Genomic DNA, 18,793 nt, shown 5'->3' on the forward strand with positions numbered 1-18,793 from the left:
CTTGCCGAGCCTCAAGCCCTCTCCCGCCGGGAGAGGGCTTGAGGCCTAACCCCATCAACACATCGTCTGCATCCGCGAACGGATTCAACGCCGCCCCGCCCCACCGACCCCTGAAACCCGAAGTGGCTTGACGGAAGGCCCCGCGATCCGCGATCCCAAGCCAGACCCCGGAGCCAGACCCATGCCGATCGACCGCGTTTCCGTCCTGAAAGCCCTCGAAGCCCAGGGCGTCTGCCCGGTCTTCTACAATCCCGACCCCGAGGTCGCGATGAACGTGATCCGGGCCTGCGCGCGCGGCGGGGCGCCGGTGATCGAGTTCACCAACCGGGGCGACTTCGCCGTCGACCTGTTCGCCGAGATCGCCATGGAACTGGGCCGGACGGATCCGCACATCGTCCTGGGCATCGGCTCGGTGCTCGATGCCGGGACCGCGGCCCTGTATCTGAACCGCGCGGCGCGGTTCGTAGTCTCGCCGGCGCTGGTTCCCGAGGTGGCGACGGTCTGCAACCGGCGGATGGTGGCGTATTTCCCCGGCTGCGGGTCGGTGCGCGACATCACCGAGGCCCATGCCCTGGGCTGCGACATCATCAAACTGTTCCCCGGCGCCTCGGTCGGCGGGCCGGACTTCGTCAAGGCGGTTCTGGGGCCCATGCCCTGGACGAAGATCATGCCGACCGGCGGCGTTGACCCCGACGCCGGCTCCATCGCGAAATGGTTCGGCGCCGGGATCGTGGCGGCGGGCATGGGTTCGAAGCTCGTCACCGACGCGGCGGTGAAGGCGGGCGACTGGGCCGGGATCGAGACCTCGGTCCGGGGCGCCGTCGACGCCGTCGCCGCCTTCCGCGCCGGTAAGGCCTAGCTCAGGACCACGATGGCCACGCGCCGGTTCTGGGCGCGACCTTCGGGGGTGGTGTTGTCGGCGACGGGCGCCTCTTCACCGTAGCTGATGGTGGCCATGCGGTTCAGGGCGATGCCCTGGCGGCTGAGGGAGCGACGGACGGCCTCGGCCCGCGCGGCGCCCAACTGGTCGTTATAGGCCTCGGGGCCTGCGGCGTCGGTATGGCCCTGGATCTCCAGGTAGACGTTGACGTTCTCGGCCTTCAGCCGGGTCGCCAGCTCGGTCAGACGAGCCTCGGCCTCGGGCGACAGGGCGTCGCGGTCGGACGGGAATTTCACCGAGTCATCCGACAGGACGACCTCGTACATGAACTTGCCCTCGGCCAGCTGCTGCGCCGCCGTGGCGCGCTGCAGGGCGTCGTTGGCCGTACCTTCGACAACGCCCAGCCGGGTGTCGGTGGCGGTGACCCGCTGGTCGACCACGGCGACCTCCTCGCGGACGAAGCCGCGGGTCGCGACACAGCCGCTGGCAAGCAGGCCGGCGGCAAGGACGGCGCCGGTCAGAAGGACGGGGCGCAGGTTGGCGCGCGGGAGGGAAAGGGTCATCGAAGCGAGGGGGGACTGGATCAAGGCGATCTCCTGAGGGGCCGGTGCGCCACTTCCGAACGTCGCGCCGGGCGATGTGGACGAGGCGGGAAGGCCTTGGCATGACCGGCATGGGGCATGATTCCGGCAGCGTAACCGTAAGGAATGGGGCGGAGCGGGGCCGTTCCGCGGCCACGTTCCTGACGCGGCCGGGTGGTCTCTGGGGGCCTGTCCGGCGCCCGACGCGTCGCCTTTTCAGGCCCTTCGTTGCCTCCAACCGCCGAGAGCCAAACGCAAAAACCGTCCTCGCAAACCGCTGCGACGCGGCGGTCGAAACGGGCCTGGCTGCCCGGCGTGGCGGTCAGCACGGCGCTCCACATCGGCCTTCTCGCGGCCTTCCTGACGGTCGCGCCCGAGCCGACGATTTTTTCCGTCGAGCCCCCGCCAGAGCCGGTCATCGTCTCCCTGACCCCTCCGCCGCCGCCCCTTCCGGTCGCCGAACCCGACCCGCCGCCGGGCCCCGCCGAGCTCTCACAGGCCGCCGAACCGCCCGCTCCGGCGACCGTGGCGCCGACCCCGCCGAGACCCCGCCCGCCCGCAGCGCCGCGGACCCCTCGTCCCGCCCCGCCCGAGGTCGAGCCCCTGCCCGTGGCCGCCGCACCGCCCGGGCCGGCGCCCGCGCCTCCCCCCGCCGGCCTGACCCAGGCCCAGCTCGCCGGCGCGGCCACCGCCGGTACGGGCTCGGGCGCGGATGGAACCGGAACGCCGGGCGGCGGGGGTGGCACGGGCTCGGGCGCCGGCCGCTGCGACATGATCCGGCGGGTGCAGGATGCGCTCCGCGACAACCCCGGCGTGGTCGCGGCCGCCGCTCGCGCCCACCGGTCCCTGCCGGCCTCCCGGCGCGCCCTGCTGGTCTGGGACGGCGACTGGGTCATGAACCCGGGCGAGGAAGGCCGCGGCCTCGCCGGCCTGCGTCAGGCCATAGCGGTGGCCATCGCCTTCGCCCCACGCGAATGCCGCAGCCAGTCGATGCGCGGCCTCGTCCTGCTGACCCTCGCCGACGGCGCCGACAGCCCGCGCCTCGCCCTCGGGCAGAGCCAATGGCGCTGGTCGGACCTCACCGGCGCGCGCTGAGCGGATCCGGAATTGAAACCGGGCGCGGCCGTGTCCAGCCGCGCCCGGTCATCTCACGCCGACGTCAGACCAGGTCGAAGCGGTCCGCGTTCATCAGCTTGGTCCAGGCCGCCACGAAGTCCGTCACGAACTTCCCGGCATTGTCGGACTGGCCATAGACCTCGGCCAGTGCCCGCAGCTGCGAGTTCGAACCGAACACCAGATCGACGCGGGTCGCCGTCCACTTCAGCTCGCCGGTCGCCCGGTCGCGGCCCTCGAACTGGACCTCCTCGTCGGACGTCGCGGTCCAGACCGTGCCCATGTCGAGCAGGTTGACGAAGACGTCGTTGGTCAGCTGGCCGGGGCGTTTGGTGAAGACCCCGTGCTGGACGCCGTCGGTGTTGGCGTTCAGCGCCCGCAGCCCGCCCCACAGCACGGTCATCTCCGGCGCCGTCAGGGTCAGCAGCTGGGCACGGTCGATCATCATCTCCTCGGCGGTCAGGGTGAACTGGCCGCGCTGATAGTTTCGGAAGGCGTCGGCCTCGGGCTCCAGCACGGCGAAGGATTCGACGTCGGTCTGTTCCTGCGAGGCGTCCGCCCGGCCCGGGATGAACGGGACCTCGACGTCATGGCCCGCCGCCCGGGCCGCCTGCTGCACCCCGACCGAACCGGCCAGCACGATCAGGTCGGCCAGCGACACCGTCTTGCCGGTCGCGTTGAAGTCGGACCGGATGCCTTCCAGCACGGCCAGCACCTTCGAAAGCTGCGCCGGCTGGTTGACCGGCCAGTTGCGTTGCGGCTCGAGCCGAATGCGCGCGCCGTTGGCGCCGCCCCGCTTGTCCGAACCCCGGAAGGTCGAGGCCGAGGCCCAGGCCGTCGCCACCAGTTCGGTGACGCTGAGCCCCGACGACAGGATCTTCTCCTTCAGCACGCCGACGTCCGCCGCATCGATCAGCGGATGATCGACCGCCGGGATCGGGTCCTGCCACAGCAGTTCCTCCTGCGGGACGAGCGGGCCGAGATAGCGTTCCTTCGGCCCCATGTCGCGGTGGGTCAGCTTGAACCAGGCGCGCGCGAAGGCATCGCGGAACTGTTCGGGGTTGGCATGGAACCGCTTTGAGATTGCCAGATAGGCGGGGTCTGTGCGCAGGGCGATGTCGGTGGTCGCCATCATCGGCGCATGACGGCGCGACGGGTCATGGGCGTCGGGCACCAGGGTATCGGCGGCGCGGTCTACCGGCCGCCATTGCTGGGCGCCGGCGGGGCTCCTGGTCAGCTCCCACTCGTGGCCGAACAGGGTGTCGAAATAGCCGTTGTCCCACTGGATCGGGTTGGGCGTCCAGGCGCCTTCCAGACCCGAGGTGATGGTGTGAACGCCCTTGCCGCTTTCCCAGCTGTTCTTCCAGCCGAAGCCCTGTTCCAGGATGCCGGCGCCTTCCGGCTCGACGCCGACATGCTTCGCATCGCCCGCGCCATGGGCCTTGCCGAAGGTATGGCCCCCGGCGATCAGGGCGACGGTCTCCTCGTCGTTCATCGCCATCCGGGCGAAGGTCTCGCGGATGTCGCGGGCCGAGGCCAGCGGGTCAGCCTTGCCGTTCGGCCCTTCCGGATTGACGTAGATCAGCCCCATCTGGACAGCGGCCAGAGGCTTGTCGAGTTCGCGCTCGCCCTGGTAACGGTCGTCGGCCAGCCAGGTGTCCTCGGCGCCCCAGTGCACGTCCTCCGACGGCTCCCACACGTCCTCGCGGCCGAAGCCGAAGCCGAAGGTCTCGAAGCCCATCGTCTCCATGCCGACGTCGGCGGCCAGGATCATCAGGTCGGCCCAGCTGACCTGGTTGCCGTATTTCTGCTTGATCGGCCACAGCAGGCGGCGCGCCTTGTCGAGGTTGCCGTTGTCAGGCCAGGAGTTCAGCGGCGCGAACCTTTGCGTGCCCGAGCCCGATCCGCCGCGACCGTCGCCCGTGCGATAGGTGCCGGCCGAGTGCCAGGCCATGCGCACGAAGAACGGCCCATAGTGGCCGTAGTCGGCTGGCCACCAGTCCTGGCTGTCCGTCTGCAGCGCCCGCAGATCGGCCTTCAGCGCCTCGATGTCCAGTTTGGTGACCTCGTCGCTGTATTTGAAGGTCGGCGCGAACGGGCTGGTCAGCGACGAATGCTGGGACAGGATCTTCAGGTTCAGCTGGTTCGGCCACCAGTCGCGGTTAGAGCGGCCGCCGAAGCTGGTGTGGAACCGCACGCCGTGGCGCAGCGGGCACTGGGTGGTGGGCTCGACGAGGTCGTTTCCGTCCATGGGCATCGTTCTTCTCCGATCAGGGTCCGAGTTGGATGTCCAATGGGTAACAGAGCGCGGCCGTGAGATTAAGTCGATTAAACTGATGCTGAGGATTGACTGCGGTTATGATCGGACCAGGCAAAAAGGCGGCGGGATCGCTCCCGCCGCCCGATTGTCCGAACCCTGACGATGCCTAGCCCGCCAGCCGCTGCAGCAGGGCCGCCAGCGAGGCCATTCGCGCCTTCGTGGCATCGGTCGCGCCGTCCGGAGCCGTCGCCATAGCCGTCGCCAGTTCGCCCGCCGCCGCCTTGTCGGCAGACCCCGAGCGCCAGCCCGCGATCACGGTGCGGACACGCGCCTCGACGCCGTCCTCGATCGCGTCGGTGCGGGCCAGCTGATCGACGTAGGAGGCCGCCACGTCCGGGCTGTCGGCCCATTCGATCTTCGTCTGGGTCTGCGGATTGATCTCCTCCGCCATGATGGCCTCGGCCGCCGCGATCTCCGCCGCCGACAGCTGGTCCGACGGCAGCAGCTTCAGCACGTCCAGCCCGCGCGCGATCTCGCTGGAATAGATGCGCCCGTTGAACCAGTAGGCCGACCACGACCCGCCGACGTACAGCCGCTCGGCGCTGATCGGGCCCCGGTCGAAATAGGCGATCTCGACGGCGTGGGCCGGGTCGGTGAAGTCCATGATCGAGACCCCGCCCTGGTACCAGGACTGGACCATCAGATCGCGGCCCGGGACGGGGATGATGTTGCCGTTGTGGGCCACGCAGTTCTCGGTCGCCCCCTGCGCCGTCGGCAGCTTGTGGAAGCTGCGGCCGGTCAGGGTGCGGTCGGCGATGGTGGCGATCATATTGGCGCCCCAGGTGGCCGGATCCTCGGCCCGGCAGCGCGCGCCGATGCCGCCGCCCCACTCGTCGGTAAAGACCACCTTGTCGCCGGCGTTGTTGAACGTCGCCGAGTGCCAGTAGGCCATGTCCGGATCGAAGATGTCCGAGGTCCGGCGCGGGTTCACCGGGTCGGTGATGTCCAGCAGGATGCCGTTGCCGCTGCAGGCGCCGCCCGCCAGCCCGATCTCGGGATAGACGGTGATGTCATGGCACTGGTTGGTCTGGGCCGTGTCCTGGGTGGCGATGCCGGCCCGTCCGCCGCGCCACAGGCCTGCGACCCGGCCGGTGGTCGCATCGGCGAAGATGCGCGGCCGGTTCACCAGTTCCGCGTTCTCCGGATGATCCAGAGGCACCTTGATCACGTCGATCGAGAACAGGGCCGTCTCCGGGTTCTCGTCCGGCTCGCCGTCGGTGCAGATGTCCAGCTCGCCCGTCTCGCGCACGTCGGCCGTGCCCTGGCCGTAGACATACAGGACGTTCGGGTCCGACGGATCCGGAACCAGCGTATGGGTGTGCGACCCGCGGCAGGTCTGGACCGCCGCGATCTGGCGCGGATTGTTCAGGTCAGAGATGTCGAAGATACGCACGCCGCGGAACCGTTCGGCGCTGACCTCGCCCTCATTGCCGGCGCCGCTGCAGTCCAGCCGCCCGCGGTTCTCCTCGACCGACATGAACAGCAGGTCGCCCTTGACCGAGACGTCGCCCTGACCGCCCGGGCAGACCACAGACATCACCAGCCGGGGCGCGTCGCCCGAGACGTCATAGGCGTTGAAGCCGTTGAAGTTGCCGACGAACAGCCGGCCATTCGACATCGCCAGGTCGGAGTTGGCCATGCCCAGCCTGCTGAGGTTCGGGTTCGCCCGCCTCGCCTCACGCGCCGCGGCCCGCTCCTCGTCGGTCTTCGGCGGCGAGAACATCGTCTCGCTCGTGCCGAACCCCGGCGGATGCGGCGTGTGGCTGACCAACGACAGGCCCACCGCCGCCTGTCCGGCGTTGTCGAACCCGGCCGACAGGCCGGAGCGCGCGTCGGTCCCGATGACCTGGACCGCCCCTCCCGCCGACGACTCCTGCGCCGCGGCGACGGTCGCACCAAGCAACAGACCCAATGCGGCGACGGAGGAAAGCAGGGTGCGACGGACGGTCATGGCGGGCCTCGTTCGAAGGATGAAATGCGACGGGTTCAGAGTTCGGCGGACAGGGACTGCATGCGCAGGATCTCGGTCGACTGATCGGCGACGACCGCATTGGTGAAGTCGGACAACAGGGTGTCCTGTGCGGCGTCGGGCGTCTGCATCAGGGCGCCGACCATGTCGATCGCTCCCTGATGATGCTGGATCATCCCGGCCAGGAACAGCCGGTCGAAGTCCGTCCCGCTCGCCGCCGCCAGCGTCCGCATCTGGCGCGGCGTCAGCATCCCGGCCATCACCGGCGTGTCGTCGGGATCCGGCCCGTGGCTCATGCCCGCATGCCCCCCGTGCCCCATCGCCGAATGATCCATCCCGGCATGACCCATGCCCGGCATCTCCACGGGCCGGCCGCGCTCCTGCAGCCACCCGCGCATCACGGCCATCTCGGCCTCCTGGCTCAGGGCGATGCGACGCCCCAGCAGTTTCACCCGCCGGTCCGACCCGCGCGTGTCCAGCAGTTCGACCATCTCCACCGCCTGGGCGTGATGGACGATCATATGCTGCATGAAGCCGGCGTCCGCCTCGGTGAAGGTCGTCCGCCCCAGGGCCATCGCCTGTTCCGGCGTCACGATCCGCGACGGCTGTCCGGGCGCGCCGGGCTGGAAGATCGGGGGTGATCCGCCCGGAGTCCGGGCTGCGGGAGTCTGGGCGAGAGCCTGTCCGGCGATCAGACCCGTCATCAGGGCCGCAAGGATACCGAACACCAGCCTCACGCCCGCTCATTCCCGCCGCAGCGCTTTTCGGCCACAATCCAGACTAGGCCCCGGCCCCGCCCCGGGGCAAGCGGCTTGCGGAAATCCTCATGCCCGCCGGCGCGTCCCCCCGCGTCGCGGCGGCGCGTCAGCTTCGCTTCCGCCGTCCGGGCGGCGGCTCCTGCGCCAGCGCCCGGGTCCAGGCCTCGTCTTCGGACAGGCCCGCCGCCTGTCCTGCGATGACCCTCTCCTCGACTTTCAGCCGCCGGTCGCGCCACAGGGTCTTCACCGGCAGATCGGGATCATAGACATCGTTGGGACCGATCCTCAGCCGGTCGGACACCGTCCCGCCCGCATCGTCCAGCACCTCGGCCACCACCCTCAGCGGCACGTTATAGGCGGTCATCCCCACCGCCGTCGCCCGGTCCGCCAGCCGGCCATAGCTTTCCGCCAGCCCGGCCAGAGCCCTGGCCTCGGACCACAGCCGCCCCTTCATCGCCCGGCCCGAGGCCAGGATCGCCGCCTTCGCCAGCGCCGCCGGATCCGAGGAATCGGGATCGTCGACGGGCGCCGGAACGAACAGGGCCTTCAGCGCCCGCGACCCCACGGGGTTCAGCGACCGGTGCGCCGCCTCCTCCTCCTCGACCATCCGCGCATGGGCCCGCGCCCGCGCGTCGCCCATCGACTTCTTGGTCCAGCCGTCCCGGCAGGCATAGCGATAGATGGTCGTCGGCGAGACCTTCCACTTGGCCCCCAGATCCCTGGCCATCGCCCCGTTCTTGTACTCCTCGGCGATGATCTCCCAGGTCTCGGGCTTCAGACGGAAATGGGTTGCGGGGGCTTCTGCACGGGCTCTGGTCATGCCGACAGTGTGCGGGCGCGGCGAGGGTATGCGCGGATAAAGCCCCTAAATAATCCCGGCCTTTGATCGGTAAGGCGAAATCGGGGGATGTGTTGATGGGTATGAGGATCCTCCCCCCTTGGGGGAGGGGGACCGCGAAGCGGTGGAGGGGGACTGCCGCAGCCTCGCCCTCAGCCGACTGACCCCCACTGCTCCGCCATCGCCTTCGCGATACCGGGGAAGAACCGCGACCGCTCCTTCCACCGATCCGGCGACGGGGGCATGTGGTGAACCCGAGGCGCACGACCTTCAACGATGTCTGTCGGTGTCAGCGGCGGAAGGTTTCTGAGCCAGAGACAGGTCCGCTTCGTTTCACCGTGACCGAACTGCCAAGGCTGAATGCTTTGCGCGAACTCTTCAAAGTTCACGATCCGAGCCTTGGCATGCTTGTGCATCACCGGATTCTCGATCGCTACGCGATCAATAGGGGCGTTCCAGAAGTCGGAGAACAACGCCGCCCCTTCATCCAACTCCGCCCACATGTCCTCAATGGTCTTGCCGCGCGGCGGCGCGGTCAGCCAACGCACGCCCGAATTGCACAGCCGCGTGCAAGGCGGGTGTGCGACCATCAGCAGGTCCCAGCCGTCGTTCAATAGGTCCCGCGCATCGCCGATTATGTGGCGGTTCGACCCGTCCTCGCTCGGCAGGAGGTCACACGACCAAGCGTCGTGGCCCAGCGCCAGAAACGCGTTGCGGACCGTGCCGCTGTATTCACAAGCGACGAGGACCCGCATGCCCGAGCCCCGCCCTCCGATTCCGTCAAATGCCACGCCGTCACGTCCCTAGCGCGCTGCGGCGAATCCGCAGCGAAGCGCAAGTTGCCCCATAGCGCCTAAGAAAATGCCAGGATAGGTTGCATAATCCTTCTGTGGATCGATGAACTGAGATGAAGCGGGATTTGGTGGAAGGTCTCTTGATCGCTGCGTTGGTTCTCTGTTTCATCGGCCAGGTCGCAGCGACCATCTGGATGTTTAGCAAGAACCTTCCGTTGTGAGCCGCTTACAGGCTAGCCTCGGCCGTTGCTGGCACGGAGAGCCTGAATGACGACTGCGCCGGAACCTCGCATCGATTGGACCGACTGGCAGAACGACCTGATCGTCGCCGACTACTTCGATATGTTTGGCAGGCTTTCGGCAGGCGAAAAGATCAACCGCCTCGAACGAAACCGGGAACTCCAGACCCTCACAGGAAGAACCAAGGGATCCATCGAGCGGAAGCGGATGAACATCTCGGGGGTGCTCGAGGGACTCGACATGGAATGGATGGAAGGCTTCGCGCCTAACGATCATTTCCAAATCCCGCTCGCCGATGCGGTTCAGCGCTACCTAGATCGCCATCCCGAATGGCTTGATGACACTGTTGCAGCAAAACTCATCGACATAGACGCGCCGTTAGCAGAGGACTCTCCGCCGCCATTGGGGCCGCCGCCCGCTCCGCCGAAAGCAGCGATGGAGCGCATTGCCCGCAAGTACAATCACGCTGAGCGAGACTATCAGAACCGCCGCCTTGGCTATCTTGGCGAGAAGCTCGTCTATCACCGCGAAAAAAGGCTCCTCACGGAGGCCGGCTCCAAGTTCGCGGAAAAGGTCGAGTGGACCTCACAGGAAAAGGGTGATGGCGTCGGCTACGACATCCTTAGCTTCAGCCCCGATGGGGAGCGGCGGAAAATCGAGGTCAAAACGACCAATGGCTCCAAGACCACCCCATTCTTTCTAACCCGGACAGAGCGAGCGGTTTGCGAAGAGGAGCCTGATATTTGGCGGCTCTACAGACTGCATGATCTGGACAAGGCACCTGGCCTATTCTGCATCAAGCCGCCACTTGAAGGAGTTGTCCGGCTGACCGCGGACACTTGGCGGGCGTCATTTTAATCGCTGGTTGCCCGGAGTGCGTTCGCCAGAGAGGCTGATCGGCTCAATCGCAACTAGCCCTACTTGGTCCTCGTCCATATTCAGCGCGACGATGAACGCCACTTGCGCGAATGTAAGGCATACATTCACAGCCGGCGGGGATTGAAAGACAGTCGATCACCACGCGGGCCGTTGCAGGCCGAGCGAAATCTGCGACGCTGCCGCAGCAACTCGGACGCGAATCATGAAGCTGCCTTCCATCTTCGAACGTATATCCGAACAGACGGCGCAGAAGACGGCCAGAACGCTAGACTTGCTGCTAGCCATTGCCGCCACCGTGATCCTCGGGGCGCTTATGGCTAGCGCAATTCCGGACTTGTTCGCTCTATTTGGACCGGATCAAATATCTCCGCCGACCAGAGCCACCATGGGCGAGTTCGGAGACTTCATGGGCGGGGTGTTGAATCCGGTTCTAACTTTTCTCGCCTTCATCGCGCTACTTCTAACAATAGTCCTTCAGCAGAAGGAACTTGGGGCCAGCAACGCACAATTTAAGAAATCTGCCAAAGCGCTTACCGATCAGCACGATACCCAAAAGGCGCAGCGATTTGAAGCATCCTTTTTTCAGCTTATGTCACTGCATGGAGAAGTTGTCTCGGAGATGAGGGCCACAGACCCGATTTCGAAATCAACAGGACAAGGGCGAGACTGCTTCAGGATTTTTTACAGCAAACTCAGACGATTATACCGTCAAAAAAGAGAACGCTTTGGAACCACAAAGCCAGATGCCGCACTGATAGCCCTATCTTACCAAGAACTATACAAAGAACACCAACCTGAACTGGCTCACTATTTCCGTATAGTTTACAATACGCTTCGCTTCATCAAAGATAGTGATAAAGATAGACCTTATCTCCAGCTATACAGAGCTCAACTATCAAATCAGGAGCTCCTAGTTCTGTATTATAACTGCGTAATTGGTCGACACGGCGCGCGAATGAAAGAATTAGCCGAGCATTTTGAGCTATTTGATAACCTCTCTGACCGTCTTCTCAACCCGAAACACGCCGGGTCAATTTGGATTGATCCCACAGCTTTCGGCCCAGACGGCTACGCCGGCTCGAAGAAGCGCACCTACTTCTTGGGCGATCTAAGGAATGCTCCCAAGACAGATGCCGCAGTCCTTCGTCGGCGCGCAGGCATGTAGCGCTCAGTCCCCGACCATCTTCAGCGCAGCGATCAAGGCCTCCTGCGGAATCTCGACCTTGCCGAACTGGCGCACCCGCGTCGTGCCGGCCTTCTGATCCTCACGCGGCGAGGATGACTGCGTGATCGACCTTGCGCGCCGCATAGGCCAGACAGGCCGAGATGTCCTCGGCCTGCAGATCGGGGTGGTATTCCAGAATGGAGGCCGGGGTTCCGCCCGCCGCCAGCATGCCTAACACGTCGCTGACAGGCGTCCGCAGGCCCCGGATGCAGGGGCGCCCGCCACAGGTTTCGGGACGGATGCTGATGCGGGACAGCAGGTCGCTCATGCCCATATCCTGGCACATCTCGCCTTGAGACCGAACCGGGCGACCTCGCGATGATCTTGCTGCCGATGGCCGCGCACTCGCCACCCGGACCTTTCCGCACTATTCTCCGGCCATGACCCGCGACGCTGTCATCGCCGTCCTGCGCGCCAATGAGGCGGCGCTGCGTCTGAAGGGCGTGGCCCACGCGGCGCTGTTCGGATCCCTCTCCCGCGGCGAGGCCGGCCCCGACAGCGACATCGACATCATGGTCGAGCTCGACCCGGCGGCCGAGGTCGGTCTTTGGGACTATGTGGGCATCACGCATTTCATCAGCGATCTGTTCCCCATCAAGGTCGACGTCTCGGAACGCAAGGCGCTGAGGCCCCACGTCCGGCCCAGCGCCGAGCGTGACGCGGTCCATGCCTTCTGAGGCGGACCGACTACCGGCCCTGATCGCCGCCGCTGAGGCCGCGCTCGCGCCATGAAGCACTACCGCACCAAACCGCGCTCAAGCAGCGAGGCGCCGCGCGCCGAGCGCTAGCGCACCAAGAAGCCCTCAATCCTCGTCCATCTTCAGCGCGGCGATGAACGCCTCCTGCGGGATCTCGACCTTGCCGAACTGGCGCATGCGCTTCTTGCCGGCCTTCTGCTTCTCCAGCAGCTTCTTCTTGCGGGTCGCGTCGCCGCCGTAGCATTTCGACGTCACGTCCTTGCGCAGCGCCCGCACGGTTTCCCGCGCGATGATCTTGCCGCCGATGGCGGCCTGGATCGGGATGACGAACATGTGGGGCGGGATCAGCTCCTTCATCTTCTCGACCATGCCCCGGCCGCGCGTCTCGGCGCGGGCGCGGTGGACCAGCATCGACAGGGCGTCGACGGGCTCGGCATTGACCAGGATGCTCATCTTGACCAGATCGCCGACCTTGTAGTCCGTGATCTCGTAGTCGAACGAGGCATAGCCCTTCGAGATCGACTTCAGCCGGTCGTAGAAGTCGAACACGACCTCGTTCAGCGGCAGCTCATAGACCACCAGAGCCCGCGACCCGACGTAGGACAGTTCGACCTGTGAGCCGCGCCGGTCCTGACACAGCTTGATGACGCTGCCGAGGTATTCGTCGGGGGTCAGGATGGTGGCCTTGATCCACGGCTCCGAGATCGTCTCGATCTGCATCACGTCGGGCAGGTCGGCGGGGTTGTGCAGGTCGATCTCGCGCCCGTCGCGCAGGCCGATCTTGTAGACCACCGAGGGCGCCGTCGCGATCAGGTCGAGGTTGAACTCGCGGGAGAGGCGCTCCTGGATGATCTCCAGATGCAGCAGACCCAGGAAGCCGCAGCGGAAGCCGAAGCCGAGGGCGGCGCTGGATTCCATCTCGAAGGTGAAGGAAGCGTCGTTCAGCCGCAGCCGGCCGATGGCGGCGCGCAGGTCCTCGAAGTCGGCGGCGTCGACCGGGAACAGGCCGCAGAAGACCACCGACTGGACCTCCTTGAACCCCTTCAGCGGCTCGGCCGTGGGCTTGCGTTCGTCGGTGATGGTGTCGCCGACGGCCGCGTGGGCGACTTCCTTGATCTGGGCGGTGATGAAGCCGACCTCGCCGGGGCCGAGGCTCTCGACCGGGGTGTTCTTGGGCAGGAAGACGCCGACCCGGTCGATCAGGTGGGTCGAGCCGTTCTGCATCATCTTGACGCGCATCCCGGCCTTCAGGGTGCCGTCGAAGACGCGGACCAGCACGACGACGCCCAGATAGGGGTCGTACCAGGCGTCGACCAGCAGGGCCTTCAGCGGCGCGTCCGGGTCGCCCTTGGGCGCCGGCAGGCGGGTGACGATGGCTTCCAGCACGTCCTCGATGCCGATGCCGGACTTGGCCGAGCACAGCACCGCATCGCTCGCATCAATCCCGATGACGTCCTCGATCTGCTGGCGAACCCGCTCCGGCTCCGCCGCCGGCAGGTCGATCTTGTTCAGGACCGGGACGATTTCGTGGTTGTTGTCGATGGCCTGATAGACATTGGCCAGGGTCTGGGCCTCGACTCCCTGACTGGCGTCGACGACCAGCAGCGATCCCTCGCATGCGGCCAGGCTACGCGAGACCTCATAGGCGAAGTCCACATGCCCCGGCGTGTCCATCAGGTTCAGGACATACTCCAGCCCGTCCCGGGCCTTGTAGTTCAGACGCACCGTCTGCGCCTTGATCGTGATCCCCCGCTCTTTCTCGATGTCCATATTATCGAGAACCTGCGCCGACATCTCGCGCGCAGTCAGACCTCCGGTCACCTGGATCAGGCGATCCGACAGGGTCGATTTGCCATGGTCGATGTGGGCGACCACTGAGAAGTTTCGGATGCGTTCGATGGGGGGCGTCGTCATGGTGCGGCGCGGTTAGCATGGGTGGCGCGTCAGCGCCAACGCAGCAGGCCTCACATCCCTGTCGCACCGGCGTTCGGCGCGGATTACTTCGTAGTAATGGCCGCGCTTGCCGTTTGAGGGTGAGGCCTGAACGCGGTATGAGGCCCCGCTCGGCGGATATGTCATCGCCGGTTGACCTCCCCTGCCGGCGCCGCTTCGCCGCCCAGACATACAGGATCGCTCCGTGGCCCCCACGTCCTCGACCCGCCTTCTCCGCGCCTCCGCCCTCGCGCTCGTCCTCGGGCTGGGCCTGACCATCGCCGCCTGCGGGGGCGGAGGCGAGGAGAAGAAGGGTGAGACGTCCGATGCGCCCGCCGCCTCCGGACCGACCGTCACCGTCGCGCCCGCCGCCCTGACCAGCCTACCCCGCATCATCACGGCCTCGGGCAGCGTCTCGGCCTGGGAAGAGGTGCCGGTCGGCGCAGAAACCGGCGGCCTGGTCGCCACGGCCGTCTATGTCGACGAGGGAACCTACGTCCGTCAGGGCCAGCCGCTGGTCCAGTTGAACGACGCCCTGCTGCGCGCCCAGCTGCGCCAGCAACAGGCGGGCGTCCAGACCGCCGAGGCCAACCTGTCCCGCGATGACGCCGCTCTCGCCCGCTCGCAGGAGCTGAAGGAGCGCGGCTTCCTGAGCCAGGCGTCGCTGGATACGGCCCTGGCCAATCAGCGCGCCTCGACCGCCAACCTCGCGTCGGCGCGCGCCTCCCTGTCCGAGACCCAGACCCGGCTGTCGCAGGCCACCCTGCGGGCGCCGGTCGCCGGGCTGATCATCAGCCGCAGTGTGACCCGCGGCCAGATCGTCCAGGCCGGGACCGAAATGTTCCGCATGGTCCGTGACGGTCGCCTCGAGCTGGACGCCCAGATTCCGGAGACCGAACTGGCCCTCATTCGTGCGGGTCAGACCGCGACCATTTCCTCCGATCAGATTGGCCAGACGACCGGCCGCGTCCGTATCGTGACGCCCGAGGTCGACGCCGCAAACCGGCTCGGCACGGCTCGCATCGCCCTGTCGGGTAGCGGCGGCTTCCGCCCCGGCATGTTCGCCAGGGCCGAGATCGACGTCGGCGCCCAGCCCACGATCACGGTGCCTACGGCCGCTGTCCTGTACCGCGAGAACCGGGCGGGCGTGTACGTCCTGATGACCAACAACCACGTCCGCTTCCAGCAGGTGACGGTGCTGTCCCGGGCCGCGGAGCGCACTTCGGTCACCGGGCTGAACGCCGGCGCCCAGGTCGTGGTCGACGGCGCCGGCTTCCTCGGCGACGGGGATCGGGTCAACGTCGTCGCCGCGCGCGCTCCCGCCGCCGCGGCTCCCGCGACCTCACCTGCCGCTGCTCCGGCCGCGCGCTAGAGCCTGACCATGAAGAACATCTCCTCCTGGTCGATCAAGAACCCGATCCCGATCATCCTGCTGTTCACGCTGCTGACCATCGCCGGTCTGCTCAGCTTCAACAACATGCGGATCAACAACAATCCGGACATCGACTTCCCGCTGGTGGCGGTCACGGCCGTGCGGCCAGGCGCGGCGCCCAGCGAGATGGAGGTTCAGGTCACCCGGCTGATCGAGGACTCCCTCTCCGGCCTGTCGGGCGTGCGCCACATCAACTCCCAGGTCATGGACGGCGTCTCCTCGACGACCATCGAGTTCGAGCTGGGCACCGATACCGAGCGCGCCACTAACGACGTCCGCAACGCGATGAGCGGCCTGCGTGCTGACCTGCCGCAGGACATGCAGGAGCCGGGCGTCCAGCGCATCGACATCACCGGCGACGCCCTGATCACCTGGGTCGTCCGTTCGTCGACCATGACGCCGGAAGAGATCAGCTGGTTCGTCGACAACGACATCAGCCGCACCCTGCTGGCCATCAAGGGCGTCGGCGAGGTGAACCGCTCGGGCGGCGTGGATCGCGAGATCGCCGTCGCGCTGGATCCCGATCGTCTGGCCTCCTATGGCCTGACGGCGGCGGCTGTCAGCCAGTCCCTGACCGGCGTGAACTCCGACCAGCCGGGCGGACGGGTCACCATTTCCGGCTCCGAACGGTCAATCCGCACCCTGGGGGCCGCGACCTCGATCGATGGCCTGCGCGAGACCCTGGTGCCGCTGGGCGGCGGTCGCACTGTGCGGCTGGGTGATCTCGGCACGGTGGAGGACCACTGGTCGGAGCCGCGTCGCCTCGCCCGCTACAACGGCCAGGAAGCCATCACCTTCAACTTCCTGCGCTCTCGCACCGCCTCGGAAGTCCGCATCGCCGAAAAGGTGCGCGAGGCCGTTGCAAAGATCGACGAGGACCATCCCGAGCTTGAGATCCAGCAGGTCACCGCCAGCGTCGAACAGATCGAGGAAAGCTACATCGCCTCGCTGGAAGCCCTGCTGCTGGGCGCCGTTCTGGCCGTGATCGTGGTCTTCATCTTCCTGCGCGACTGGCGGGCGACCTTCATCACCGCCATGGCCATGCCGTTGTCGCTGATCCCCGCCTTCGCCGTGCTGGGACCGATGGGGCAGTCGCTGAACGTGGTCAGCCTGCTGGCCCTGTCCCTGACCATCGGCATCCTCGTCGACGACGCCATCGTGGAGATCGAGAACATCGTCCGGCACATGCGGGACGGGAAGTCGCCCTACAACGCCTCGATGGAAGCCGCCGACGAGATCGGCCTGGCGGTCGTGGCGACCACCGCGACCATTATCGCAGTCTTCGCGCCGGTCGGCTTCATGCCGGGCATCATCGGCCAGTTCTTCAAGGCCTTCGCCCTGGCCGCCTGCGTCTCGGTGGCCTTCTCCCTCGTCGTGGCGCGAACGCTCACGCCCCTGATGGCCGCCTATCTGCTCAAGCACCAGAAGCATGAGGACCGCGATCCCTTCTGGATGGCCGGTTACCTCAAGTCGCTGAGCTGGAGCCTGAAGAACCGCTGGAAGGTCTTCGGCATCGGCACGGCCCTTTTCCTCGCCACAGCCCTGTTGATCGCGCCCCGGGTGCCTTTCGAGTTCCAGCCCTCGGGCGACGTCGCCCGGGCCGGATTCTCCGTCGAACTGCCGCCGGGCGCGACCCTGGCCCAGACCGACGCCATCGTTCAGCGCCTGACCCGCGACCTGCGCGCGCGGCCGGAAGTGATCTCGGTCTACGCCTCCGTCGGCGGCCAGGAGGTCAACCAGGCCAACCTCTATGCCGACCTGCTGCCCAAGGGTGACCGCGACCTGAGCCAGCAGGAGTTCGCTCGCGCCATGGTCGACAGCTGGAAGAACATTCCGGGCGCCCGTATCGGCGCCGGCATCGCCAATCAGGGCGGCGGACCATCGGACGGCACCAGCTACACCTTCTCCATCCTGAGCGACAGCGGCGAGGCCCTGCAGGCCGCAGCGCGCCAGGTCGAGGCCGAGATGCGGACCGTTCCGGGTCTGGCCAATGTGGTCAACACGGCCTCGATCGCCCGGCCCGAGATCCTGGTCACCCCGCGTCCCGATCAGGCCGCCCTGATGGGCGTCTCGACCAGCGCCATCTCTCAGGCCGTGCGCGTCGCCACCATCGGCGACGTCGATCAGAACCTGCCGAAATACAATCTCGGCGACCGTCAGGTGCCGATCCGTCTGCGCCTGACCCGCGACGCCCGCGAGGACCTGTCGGTGATCGAGAACCTCCGGGTTCCGACGGCCACCGGCGGGGCGGTGCCGCTGAGCGCCGTCGCCGACATCCAGTTCGGCGCCGGTCCTTCGCAGGTGCTTCGTCAGGACCGTTCGCGGATCGCCTCGATTACGGCGGAACTGGACGGCATTCGTTCGGGCGAGGCCGGCGTGCTGGTGCAGAAACTGCCTTCGGTTCAGAACCTGCCCGAAGGCGTCCGCCAGGTTCCCGCAGGCGACCAGGAGTTCATCACCGAGATGATCAACGGGTTCGCCATCGCCTTCATGACCGGCATCCTTCTGATGTACGCCGTTCTGGTTCTGCTGTTCCGCAGCTTCGCCTATCCGGTCACCATCATGGCCTCCCTGCCGCTCGCCATCGGCGGTGCCTTCGTGGCGCTGATGATCGGCGGGTCCAGCTTCTCCATCTCGTCCCTGATCGGGGTGCTGATGCTGATGGGGATCGCGGCCAAGAACTCCATCCTGCTGGTCGACTATATCGTCATCGCCGAGCAGGAGGGCATGAAGCGGATCGACGCGATCATGGACGCGGCGCACAAGCGCGCGCGCCCGATCCTGATGACCACCTTCGCCATGGGCGCCGGCATGATCCCGGTCGCCGTCGGCTGGGGCGCGGACGTCGAGTTCCGTCAGCCGATGGCCATCGCGGTCGTGGGCGGGCTGATCTCCTCGACCTTCCTGTCCCTGCTGTTCATCCCGCCGATCTTCACCATCGTGGACGACATTTCGGGCTGGATCCGGCGCCGGATGGGCGGGATGTTCGCGGGCCAGCACCAGACCCATGGTGGCGAGACCGCACCCGCCGAATAGTCGGCGGCGCGACCGCAGCGCGATCGGCCGGGAGCCGGACACGCTGCGGCAGCCCCTGCAACACTCCGCAGCGGCGCGACCGCGATCCGTGGGCGGCC

At 66.8% G+C, this 18,793-nt stretch carries 15 protein-coding genes and 1 pseudogene; 7 read left to right on the forward strand and 9 right to left on the reverse strand.

All coding sequences use genetic code 11. The annotated features are described in order from the left end of the window. The first annotated feature begins 181 nt into the window (after window positions 1–181). Window positions 182–859 carry a bifunctional 4-hydroxy-2-oxoglutarate aldolase/2-dehydro-3-deoxy-phosphogluconate aldolase gene (locus ACW17Y_RS13760; RefSeq protein ID WP_492036250.1) on the forward strand — a complete coding sequence of 226 codons (678 nt, stop codon included), beginning with the start codon at window positions 182–184 and terminating at the stop codon, window positions 857–859. Here ACW17Y_RS13760 and ACW17Y_RS13765 read toward each other — a convergent pair. Further along, entirely contained in the window at window positions 856–1,443 is a 588-nt protein-coding gene (locus ACW17Y_RS13765; protein WP_492038305.1) for an OmpA family protein, read from the reverse strand. The two genes, ACW17Y_RS13760 and ACW17Y_RS13765, sit on opposite strands and share 4 nt — an antisense overlap. A 333-nt stretch (window positions 1,444–1,776) precedes the next feature. Here ACW17Y_RS13765 and ACW17Y_RS13770 point away from each other — a divergent pair, with 333 nt between their 5' ends. After that, complete coding sequence (locus tag ACW17Y_RS13770) at window positions 1,777–2,556, forward strand: hypothetical protein (protein WP_492036251.1); 780 nt, start codon at window positions 1,777–1,779, stop codon at window positions 2,554–2,556. Window positions 2,557–2,620: 64 nt separating this feature from the next. On the opposite strand, the gene katG is transcribed toward ACW17Y_RS13770, so the two are convergent. The 5 genes from katG to ACW17Y_RS13795 form a co-directional block, all read right to left on the reverse strand. After that, window positions 2,621–4,825: a catalase/peroxidase HPI gene (katG, locus tag ACW17Y_RS13775; RefSeq protein ID WP_492038306.1), complete on the reverse strand. Its 2,205-nt coding sequence runs from the start codon at window positions 4,823–4,825 to the stop codon at window positions 2,621–2,623. Between the two features lie 175 nt (window positions 4,826–5,000). Then, window positions 5,001–6,845, reverse strand: a complete 1,845-nt coding sequence (locus tag ACW17Y_RS13780) for an LVIVD repeat-containing protein (RefSeq protein WP_492036252.1) — start codon at window positions 6,843–6,845, stop codon at window positions 5,001–5,003. Window positions 6,846–6,880: 35 nt separating this feature from the next. Then, the gene (locus tag ACW17Y_RS13785; protein ID WP_492036253.1) at window positions 6,881–7,600 is read right to left on the reverse strand and encodes a DUF305 domain-containing protein; all 720 of its coding nucleotides are present in this window, start codon (window positions 7,598–7,600) and stop codon (window positions 6,881–6,883) included. Between the two features lie 127 nt (window positions 7,601–7,727). Beyond that, complete coding sequence (locus ACW17Y_RS13790) at window positions 7,728–8,441, reverse strand: hypothetical protein (protein WP_492036254.1); 714 nt, start codon at window positions 8,439–8,441, stop codon at window positions 7,728–7,730. Between the two features lie 170 nt (window positions 8,442–8,611). Further along, on the reverse strand, window positions 8,612–9,214 hold the full coding sequence (locus ACW17Y_RS13795) for a hypothetical protein (RefSeq protein WP_492036255.1): 603 nt from the start codon (window positions 9,212–9,214) through the stop codon (window positions 8,612–8,614). Window positions 9,215–9,520: 306 nt separating this feature from the next. Here ACW17Y_RS13795 and ACW17Y_RS13800 point away from each other — a divergent pair, with 306 nt between their 5' ends. Further along, complete coding sequence (locus tag ACW17Y_RS13800; RefSeq protein WP_492036256.1) at window positions 9,521–10,351, forward strand: protein NO VEIN domain-containing protein; 831 nt, start codon at window positions 9,521–9,523, stop codon at window positions 10,349–10,351. A gap of 223 nt (window positions 10,352–10,574) precedes the next feature. Beyond that, window positions 10,575–11,537 carry a putative phage abortive infection protein gene (locus tag ACW17Y_RS13805; protein ID WP_492036257.1) on the forward strand — a complete coding sequence of 321 codons (963 nt, stop codon included), beginning with the start codon at window positions 10,575–10,577 and terminating at the stop codon, window positions 11,535–11,537. A 3-nt stretch (window positions 11,538–11,540) separates the two neighbouring features. Here ACW17Y_RS13805 and ACW17Y_RS13810 read toward each other — a convergent pair. Both ACW17Y_RS13810 and ACW17Y_RS13815 read right to left on the reverse strand, forming a co-directional pair. Further along, window positions 11,541–11,639, reverse strand: a pseudogene (locus tag ACW17Y_RS13810) (hypothetical protein); the annotation flags it as partial. Further along, complete coding sequence (locus ACW17Y_RS13815) at window positions 11,638–11,883, reverse strand: DUF433 domain-containing protein (RefSeq protein ID WP_492036258.1); 246 nt, start codon at window positions 11,881–11,883, stop codon at window positions 11,638–11,640. The gene ACW17Y_RS13815 and the pseudogene ACW17Y_RS13810, both read right to left, overlap by 2 nt. A 94-nt stretch (window positions 11,884–11,977) precedes the next feature. Between ACW17Y_RS13815 and ACW17Y_RS13820 the strand changes: the two genes are divergently transcribed. Next, a complete protein-coding gene (locus tag ACW17Y_RS13820) occupies window positions 11,978–12,274 on the forward strand; it encodes a nucleotidyltransferase family protein (RefSeq protein ID WP_303694241.1) in 297 nt (98 codons plus the stop codon). 126 nt (window positions 12,275–12,400) lie between these two features. On the opposite strand, the gene lepA is transcribed toward ACW17Y_RS13820, so the two are convergent. Then, the gene (lepA, locus tag ACW17Y_RS13825) at window positions 12,401–14,209 is read right to left on the reverse strand and encodes a translation elongation factor 4 (RefSeq protein WP_492036259.1); all 1,809 of its coding nucleotides are present in this window, start codon (window positions 14,207–14,209) and stop codon (window positions 12,401–12,403) included. A gap of 223 nt (window positions 14,210–14,432) precedes the next feature. On the opposite strand from lepA, the gene ACW17Y_RS13830 reads away from it, so the two are divergent. Next, entirely contained in the window at window positions 14,433–15,599 is a 1,167-nt protein-coding gene (locus tag ACW17Y_RS13830) for an efflux RND transporter periplasmic adaptor subunit (RefSeq protein ID WP_492036260.1), read from the forward strand. A gap of 9 nt (window positions 15,600–15,608) precedes the next feature. Continuing rightward, window positions 15,609–18,695, forward strand: coding sequence for an efflux RND transporter permease subunit (locus tag ACW17Y_RS13835; protein ID WP_492036261.1), 3,087 nt, complete (start codon window positions 15,609–15,611; stop codon window positions 18,693–18,695). The last annotated feature ends 98 nt before the right edge of the window (window positions 18,696–18,793 follow it).

The sequence above is a fragment of the Brevundimonas sp. AVps7 genome (assembly GCF_058681545.1).

What these genes read in the sequence shown, in the direction of transcription:
- ACW17Y_RS13820 (WP_303694241.1), top strand. Translation starts at nt 11,978, where the DNA reads ATGACCCGCGACGCTGTCATCGCCGTCCTGCGCGCCAATGAGGCGGCG.
- ACW17Y_RS13795 (WP_492036255.1), bottom strand. Translation starts at nt 9,214, where the DNA reads ATGCGGGTCCTCGTCGCTTGTGAATACAGCGGCACGGTCCGCAACGCG.
- ACW17Y_RS13800 (WP_492036256.1), top strand. Translation starts at nt 9,521, where the DNA reads ATGACGACTGCGCCGGAACCTCGCATCGATTGGACCGACTGGCAGAAC.
- katG (WP_492038306.1), bottom strand. Translation starts at nt 4,825, where the DNA reads ATGGACGGAAACGACCTCGTCGAGCCCACCACCCAGTGCCCGCTGCGC.
- lepA (WP_492036259.1), bottom strand. Translation starts at nt 14,209, where the DNA reads ATGACGACGCCCCCCATCGAACGCATCCGAAACTTCTCAGTGGTCGCC.
- ACW17Y_RS13805 (WP_492036257.1), top strand. Translation starts at nt 10,575, where the DNA reads ATGAAGCTGCCTTCCATCTTCGAACGTATATCCGAACAGACGGCGCAG.
- ACW17Y_RS13815 (WP_492036258.1), bottom strand. Translation starts at nt 11,883, where the DNA reads ATGTGCCAGGATATGGGCATGAGCGACCTGCTGTCCCGCATCAGCATC.
- ACW17Y_RS13765 (WP_492038305.1), bottom strand. Translation starts at nt 1,443, where the DNA reads ATGACCCTTTCCCTCCCGCGCGCCAACCTGCGCCCCGTCCTTCTGACC.
- ACW17Y_RS13835 (WP_492036261.1), top strand. Translation starts at nt 15,609, where the DNA reads ATGAAGAACATCTCCTCCTGGTCGATCAAGAACCCGATCCCGATCATC.
- ACW17Y_RS13780 (WP_492036252.1), bottom strand. Translation starts at nt 6,845, where the DNA reads ATGACCGTCCGTCGCACCCTGCTTTCCTCCGTCGCCGCATTGGGTCTG.
- ACW17Y_RS13790 (WP_492036254.1), bottom strand. Translation starts at nt 8,441, where the DNA reads ATGACCAGAGCCCGTGCAGAAGCCCCCGCAACCCATTTCCGTCTGAAG.
- ACW17Y_RS13760 (WP_492036250.1), top strand. Translation starts at nt 182, where the DNA reads ATGCCGATCGACCGCGTTTCCGTCCTGAAAGCCCTCGAAGCCCAGGGC.